Raw genomic sequence first — 6,688 nt, forward strand, 5'->3', positions numbered from 1 at the left:
TCGTCGGCCTGGGCCCTGGCAGGCGGGCAGGACCGGTCCTGGATCTGGCCGGGCACGAAGATCACGGTGTTGCCGGCGACCGAGAACTGGCCCTTGCCGCCCTTGCACCACAGCTCCAGCACGACCTCGCCATTGTCGCCGATCTCGATGTTCGGAATCCGCTTCGAGCCCGGCTGCGGCAGCGCCTCCAGCGTCATCTCGGTGCCGAAGGGAAAACCGTCCTCAGCACGCGCGACAATGGACATCGCCAGCATTGCAACCGTCGCACACACCACCTGCCTGAGCGAAACCATGAAACCTCTCGACCGACCTGATTTGCCGCACCTTCTATAAGACGGCGGCGCAATTGAGAAGGTTCGCCCACACGCGATGCAAAAATCCCCGCGGGGACGAGCCCGCGGGGATTTGCGTCGAAGTAGGGCCTGTTACTTCAGCACCATCGCCGTGAACGGCCAGACATAGGCCTGCAACGTCACGAGCACACCGACGAGGCAGGCCAGCACGATCGAGTGCCAGAACACGAAGCGCAGGATGGTGCCTTCATGGCCGTACCAGTTGGTGGCCGTGGAAGCGACGACGATCGATTGCGCGTCGATCATCTTGCCCATCACGCCGCCGGAGGAGTTCGCCGCGCCCATCAGGATCGGCGACAGGCCGAGCTGCTCGGAGGTGATCTTCTGCAGATTTCCGAACAGCACGTTGGAGGCGGTGTCCGATCCCGTCAGCGCCACGCCGAGCCAGCCGAGCAGCGTGCCGAAGAAGGGATAGAGCACCCCGGTTGCGGCGAAGGCGAGACCGAGCGTCGCGTCGACGCCGGACAGCCGCGTCAGCGTGCCGATCGCGAGCATCGCCGAGATCGTGATCAGCGAGATCGCGCACAGCCGGATGGTGCGGCCGTACTCGGTCACGAGCTTGCCGGGACCGACGCCCATCAGGAAGCCCGAGATGATCGCCGCGATCAGCATGCCCGTGCCGGTGAAGGACAGGTAGGTGAAGCTGAACACCGCGTTCTCCTTCGTCGGGCCTGGCGCGACCGGCGGCATCTTGTTGATCATCTGGTGCAGCTCGGGAACGGGATAATTCCAGACGAAGATCGAGTTCGCCCAGGTCTTGAAGGCGCCGTTGCCCCAGATCAGCATCACGATGCAGACGATGATCCACGGCAGCAGCGCGCTGAAGAGCTCGCTTTGCGTCAGCGGTGTCTTGTCGAGCGGCTTTGCCGGCGCCATGGTGGCCGCCGATTCATCGCGGCCGCGCAGCGCCGGCGACAGCCAGAGCTGCCTGGGCTGCCACACCTTCAGGAACAGGATCAGCGCGCCCATCGAGATCAGGGAGGCGCCGATGTCGACGATCCATGGATTGATGAAGTTCGAGATCACGAATTGCGGGATCGCGAACGATACACCGGTGACGAGGATCGCCGGCCAGACGTCCTTCATGCCCTTCCAGCCCGCGAACGCCCATACCACCCAGAACGGCACGATCAGCGAGAAGAACGGCAATTGCCGTCCGACCATCGCGCCGAGGATGTAGGGATCGAGCCCGGTGACCGAGGCAAGGCCCTGGATCGGCGTGCCCAGCGCGCCATAGGCGACCGGCGCGGTGTTGGCGATCAGCGACAGGCCGCTAGCCGCAAGCGGCGAGAAGCCGAGCCCGATCAGCACCGCGCCCGTGATGGCGACCGGCGTGCCGAAGCCGGAGGCGCCCTCGAAGAAGGCGCCGAACGAGAACGCGATCAGCAGCAATTGCAGCCGCCGGTCCTCGGTGACGCCGCCGATGGCGCGCTTCAGGAGTTCGAACTTTCCGCAGCCGACCGTGACTTGGTAGAGGAAGATGACGTTGAGGACGATCCAGCCGATCGGGAAGAAGCCGGTGACGATACCGAGGATCGAGGCGCGGATCGACATGTTCGCCGGCATGGTGAAAACGAAGATCGTGATCAGGTTGGCCACGATCACGGCGATGACGGCCGCGATGTGCGCCTGGACGCGGCCGCTCGCAATCAGGACCAGCAGCGTGATGACAGGCACCGCCGCCGCGATCGTCGACAGCACGGGGCTGTGCAGCGGGTCATAGATTTGATTCCACATGGTCTTCCTCCCCCACGCATGTTTGCGGCAGGCGGCCCGCGTGGACAGCCGAACCTGCTTGACGCTGGAAGCGATAACCCCCGAGCTGGACGCGAATTCCTCGCGAATGCGGCGGTTCCCGTCCGCTCACAAGCTCGCGAAGTCCCGAAGGCCCCCACCCCGCGCCGTTACGGCCCATGCTAGGGTTGCAAGCCGCGACAAGCCAACGCAAATTGCAGAACTTGCGACTTTAGTCTAAGCGCGCCCATTTCGGCCATTGCCTCGGCCATTTGGCTCCAGGCATTTGTGCACATCCCCTCAGGAGACAGAGCTCTGTGAAGAACATCAGCGCCACGCTCGCGATCGTCTGGCGAATCGCCGCCCCCTATTTTCGATCGGAGGACAAATGGGCCGGCCGCGGCCTGCTCGGCGCCGTGATCGCGATGGAGCTGGCCCTGGTCGCGATCGACGTGCTCGTGAACCAGTGGCAGAACCGGTTCTACAGCGCACTGCAGGCGAGCGACTGGGACGCGTTCGTCACGCAGATCTGGATTTTCATCGCCCTCGCCTCGATCTATATCGCGCTGGCGGTCTACAAGCTGTACCTGAACCAATGGCTCCAGATCCGCTGGCGGCAATGGCTGACCCGGCACTATCTGGGCGAATGGCTGCAAGACGCCACACATTACCGCATGCAGCTCAAGGGCGATGCGGCTGACAACCCGGACCAGCGCATCACCGAGGACGTCAAGAACTTCGTCGAGCAGACCCTGACCATCGGACTCGGCCTGCTGTCGTCGATCGTGACGCTGTTCTCCTTCGTGATCATCCTCTGGGGTCTCTCCAACGCCGCCCCGCTGCACCTGTTCGGCACCGACCTCGTGATCCCGGGCTATCTTTGCTGGGGCGCGCTGGTCTACGCGATCTTCGGCACCGCGCTGACGCACTGGATCGGCGCTCCGCTGGTCAACCTCAATTTCGAGCAGCAGCGCTATGAAGCCGACTTCCGCTTCAACCTCGTCCGTGTCCGCGAGAATTCCGAGCAGATCGCGCTGCTCAAGGGCGAAGGCGCCGAACGCGGCCGGCTGCTGGACCGCTTCGGCTTCGTGATCGGCAACTGGTACGCCATCATGAGCCGGACCAAGCGCCTTACCGCGTTCACCGCGAGCTACCAGCAGGCCGCCGTGATCTTTCCCTATGTGCTGGTGGCGCCGGCCTTCTTCGCCAAGAAGATCCAGCTCGGTGACATGATGCAGACCGCATCGGCCTTTTCCAGCGTACAAGGCGCATTGTCGTTCTTCGTCACGGCCTACCGATCGCTGGCGGAATGGCGCTCGATCGTCGCGCGTCTCGACGGCTTCGAGATGTCGGTCGATTCAGCCGCGAACCTGCCGGCCCATGAGCCGGCGATCGCCCTCAAGGCCGCCGGCGGCAACGGCAGCATCGCCCTCGATCAGCTCTGCGTGAACCTGCCCAGCGGCACGCCGCTGGTCGCCGCCGACGCCTTTGCCGTCCAGATGCCGGAGCGCGTGCTGGTGACCGGGCCGTCCGGCTCCGGCAAGTCGACGCTGTTCCGGGCCATCGCCGGCATCTGGCCGTTCGGCACCGGCACCATCTTCGTCCCCGAGAAGGCGAAGCTGATGATGCTGCCGCAGCGCCCCTATTTCCCGGTCGGCGTTCTGCGCGATGCTGTGGTCTATCCCGCTGCACCAGGCGCGTTCGAGACCGCACGGATCCGCGACACGCTGATCGCGGTCGGACTGCCCGACCTCGCCGAGCGGCTCGACGAGGACGGCCACTGGAACCGGATGCTATCGCTCGGCGAGCAACAGCGCCTGGGGCTCGCCCGCGCGCTGCTGCACGTGCCGGACTATCTGTTCCTGGACGAGGCCACCGCCTCGCTGGACGAGCCGTCCGAGGCCCGGCTGTACCGGCTGCTGACGGAGAGGCTGCCACAAGCCACCATCGTCTCGATCGGCCACCGCTCGACCCTCGACGCCTTCCACACCCGCAAGGTGACGATGGTGAAGGAGGGCAAGATCCACGTCCTCGGCAAGAGCGGCGTGCCGGCCGAGAAGGAGCCGACCGCGGCGCGCTGAGCGCGCAAGGCGATCGCTATCGTAGTTGAAAGACCTCGATAGGCGCCTTTCCTTGCGGCCCATCCTTCGAGACGCCCGCCTTTGGCGGGCCCTCACGATGAGGTCGGATTTTGCGGCAAAATCCCAGACCCTCATGGTGAGGAGCGCCGCCTGACGGCGCGTCTCGAACCATGAAGGCCCGGCACGGCCGCAGCGCTCCAGGCCGCAAAAAGCAAAAGGGCGGCAGATTGCTCTGCCGCCCTCGTAAGCCGTTTCGGGAAGAAACTTACTTCAGGTTGCTCATCGCCGTCAGGTCGAACGACAGCTTGGCGATACCCGCCGCGCCGCACCAGTTGGAGCCAGCGCCGCCCGGGTTGATCGCGGTGACGTTGGTGGTGCCGGTGGCGTTGAACGCGCTGGTGAAGGCGTTGCAATCACCCTTGTTCAGGTCGGTGTCGGAGTAACGCAGATCCAGCGTGAACACCTTGTAGGTGAAGCCGATGCCGATGTTCCAGGTGTTGTAGTCCTTGTAGGGAATGCCGTTGGCAAACACGGTGCCGGCGCCGGTGCCGTAGAAGGCGTCCGAAGTGCCGAACCACTGACGGCCGAACTCACCCGACACGTACATGCCGACGCCCGAGGGGCCGAAGACCGTGCTGGGCGCCGTGTACTTGGCGGTCAACGAAGCGTAGTTGCCCCAGGCACCCGAGTTCAGGAAGTTCGGCGAGTAGTACTCGGTCGCGCCAACGGTAAAGCTGTCGTTGATGGTGTAGTTCACCTTGCCGTAGACTTCGAAGAAGCTGACGTCCTTCTTCATGACGTTGCCGTCGGCGAGGAAAATCGTGGTCGTGCTGACGCCGCAGACGTTGCCGCCGGGAATGCCGCCGGTGAGCACGTTGTCGGCGCAGCTCCCGCCCGGATACAGGTAGCCCCAGACGCCGATGTCGAACGCAAAGGCGCCGAAGGTCGGGCGGATACCGCCGTAGACGTCGACTTCAGCCGCGGCGCGATTGGCGAAGGAGATGCTCTCGGCGGACACGCCGACGTAGAGCTGGAGGTCCTTGGTGACGTTGTAGCGCGGCTCGAAATAGGCGGTGACCGAAGGCTGGTGGTTCGACTGGGTGACGCCGCGGAAGATGTAGTCGCTCATGATCGCGCCGCCGAAGGCGATATCCCAGGGGTCGAAGGCAACGACCGGCGGAGCCTTCTTGGCCTTCACCGCCATGTCCGCCGCGAAAGCGGAACCCGTCGTCACCATTGCCAGCGCCGTTGCCAACAAAGCCACTTTTTTCATTTCGATCCCCATCACCAGTTCTCACCCAGTCGGTTTCCCGGAAGCCCCCCGGGGCGTACGACCCATATGCAAAATTGCGTTACTGCGGCAATCTGGATTGAGGGATGCAAACCGTGAAGCAAAAAACGCGAGCATCTGCCGACTTTTTAGGCGTTCTGGCGATTCCAAAGAAGGTTGTCGGCCTGTGTGGCTTCTCGATCACATTATTTGCATGCCAACGGGCACTGGAGGACCGGGTTAGTACGGGAGTCCGGCGGTGCGTGCTGCGCTCGCCACGAATCGGGCGGTCACCGTGGAAGGCGGCCTCCGGGGGCCGGCGCTTGAGATGCAAAAAGGCCGCAGCGTCGCCGCCGCGGCCCTCCTGCTGTCGATCATGGTCGCTGGACTGGAGCCGGCCTTCGGCCTGACCCCAGGCAGCCCGGGCCTGACGCTGGGCCTAACCTTGCCCCTCGGCCGGCGTCGGTTCCGCAGAAGACGAAGGCATCGCCCAGCTTGTCTCGGCGACAGGCTCGGGAGCCGGAGCCGCCACCGGCGCTGACGGCTTCGGCGCGGGAGCTGCCTTCGCCTTCTTCGGTGCCGCTTTCTTCGCAGCCTTCTTGGCGGCCTTCTTCGGTGCAGCTTTCTTTGCAGCCTTCTTGGCCGACTTCTTCGGCGCGGCCTTCTTGGCGGCCTTCTTGGCAGATTTCTTCGCGGTCTTCTTGGCTGCCTTCTTCTTCTTCTTCGTCGCCTTCTTCGCGGTCTTCTTCGCCGCTACAGCCTTCTTGGCCTTTTTGGCCTTCTTGCTTTTCTTCTTCTTCGCTTTCGCCATCGTGGTCCTCCTGTTGCCGCCGTACAATGGTCGATCGGGCGTCTTTCCGCCGTCACCTTCGGACGAAAGCTCAGCTCGACGCGTTCAATGCCGGCCGCGACCCGCCCGTAGCCCAATCGAGAAGCTCAATCGTGTGCACGACCGGAACTGACGTGCCACTGGCAATCTGCACCATGCAGCCGATATTGCCCGCGGCAATCATGTCCGGCTTGACGCTTGCGATGTTGGCGACCTTGCGATCACGCAACCTGCCCGCAAGCTCGGGTTGGAGAATGTTGTAGGTCCCCGCCGAACCGCAACACAAATGGCTCTCGGGCACATCTTTCACCACGAATCCATTCTTGGAAAGCAATTCTTTCGGAAGGCCCGTGATTTTCTGTCCGTGCTGCAACGAACACGCGGAGTGATAGGCGACGACGATGTTGTCGCCTATCGCAGG

At 63.8% G+C, this 6,688-nt stretch carries 6 protein-coding genes; 1 reads left to right on the forward strand and 5 read right to left on the reverse strand.

Annotated features, from left to right (window positions below; translation table 11 throughout):
• Together AC1D00_RS20940 and AC1D00_RS20945 are read right to left on the reverse strand one after the other, a co-directional pair.
• A partial coding sequence (locus AC1D00_RS20940) for an META domain-containing protein (protein ID WP_477011974.1) occupies positions 1-293 on the reverse strand: 293 nt, incomplete at its 3' end.
• A gap of 132 nt (positions 294-425) precedes the next feature.
• Positions 426-2,090 carry an L-lactate permease gene (locus AC1D00_RS20945; RefSeq protein ID WP_135176477.1) on the reverse strand — a complete coding sequence of 555 codons (1,665 nt, stop codon included), beginning with the start codon at positions 2,088-2,090 and terminating at the stop codon, positions 426-428.
• Between the two features lie 314 nt (positions 2,091-2,404).
• Here AC1D00_RS20945 and AC1D00_RS20950 point away from each other — a divergent pair, with 314 nt between their 5' ends.
• A complete protein-coding gene (locus AC1D00_RS20950) occupies positions 2,405-4,168 on the forward strand; it encodes an ABC transporter ATP-binding protein/permease (protein WP_404552730.1) in 1,764 nt (587 codons plus the stop codon).
• Positions 4,169-4,433: 265 nt separating this feature from the next.
• On the opposite strand, the gene AC1D00_RS20955 is transcribed toward AC1D00_RS20950, so the two are convergent.
• From AC1D00_RS20955 to AC1D00_RS20965, 3 genes are all read right to left on the reverse strand, one after another.
• Positions 4,434-5,441: a TorF family putative porin gene (locus AC1D00_RS20955; RefSeq protein ID WP_167771126.1), complete on the reverse strand. Its 1,008-nt coding sequence runs from the start codon at positions 5,439-5,441 to the stop codon at positions 4,434-4,436.
• A gap of 436 nt (positions 5,442-5,877) precedes the next feature.
• Entirely contained in the window at positions 5,878-6,249 is a 372-nt protein-coding gene (locus tag AC1D00_RS20960; RefSeq protein ID WP_477011975.1) for a histone, read from the reverse strand.
• Between the two features lie 70 nt (positions 6,250-6,319).
• On the reverse strand, positions 6,320-6,688 hold a 369-nt coding region (locus AC1D00_RS20965; RefSeq protein ID WP_477011976.1), incomplete at its 5' end, for a heterodisulfide reductase-related iron-sulfur binding cluster.

It is taken from the genome of Bradyrhizobium sp. P2_E8 (assembly GCF_056403875.1).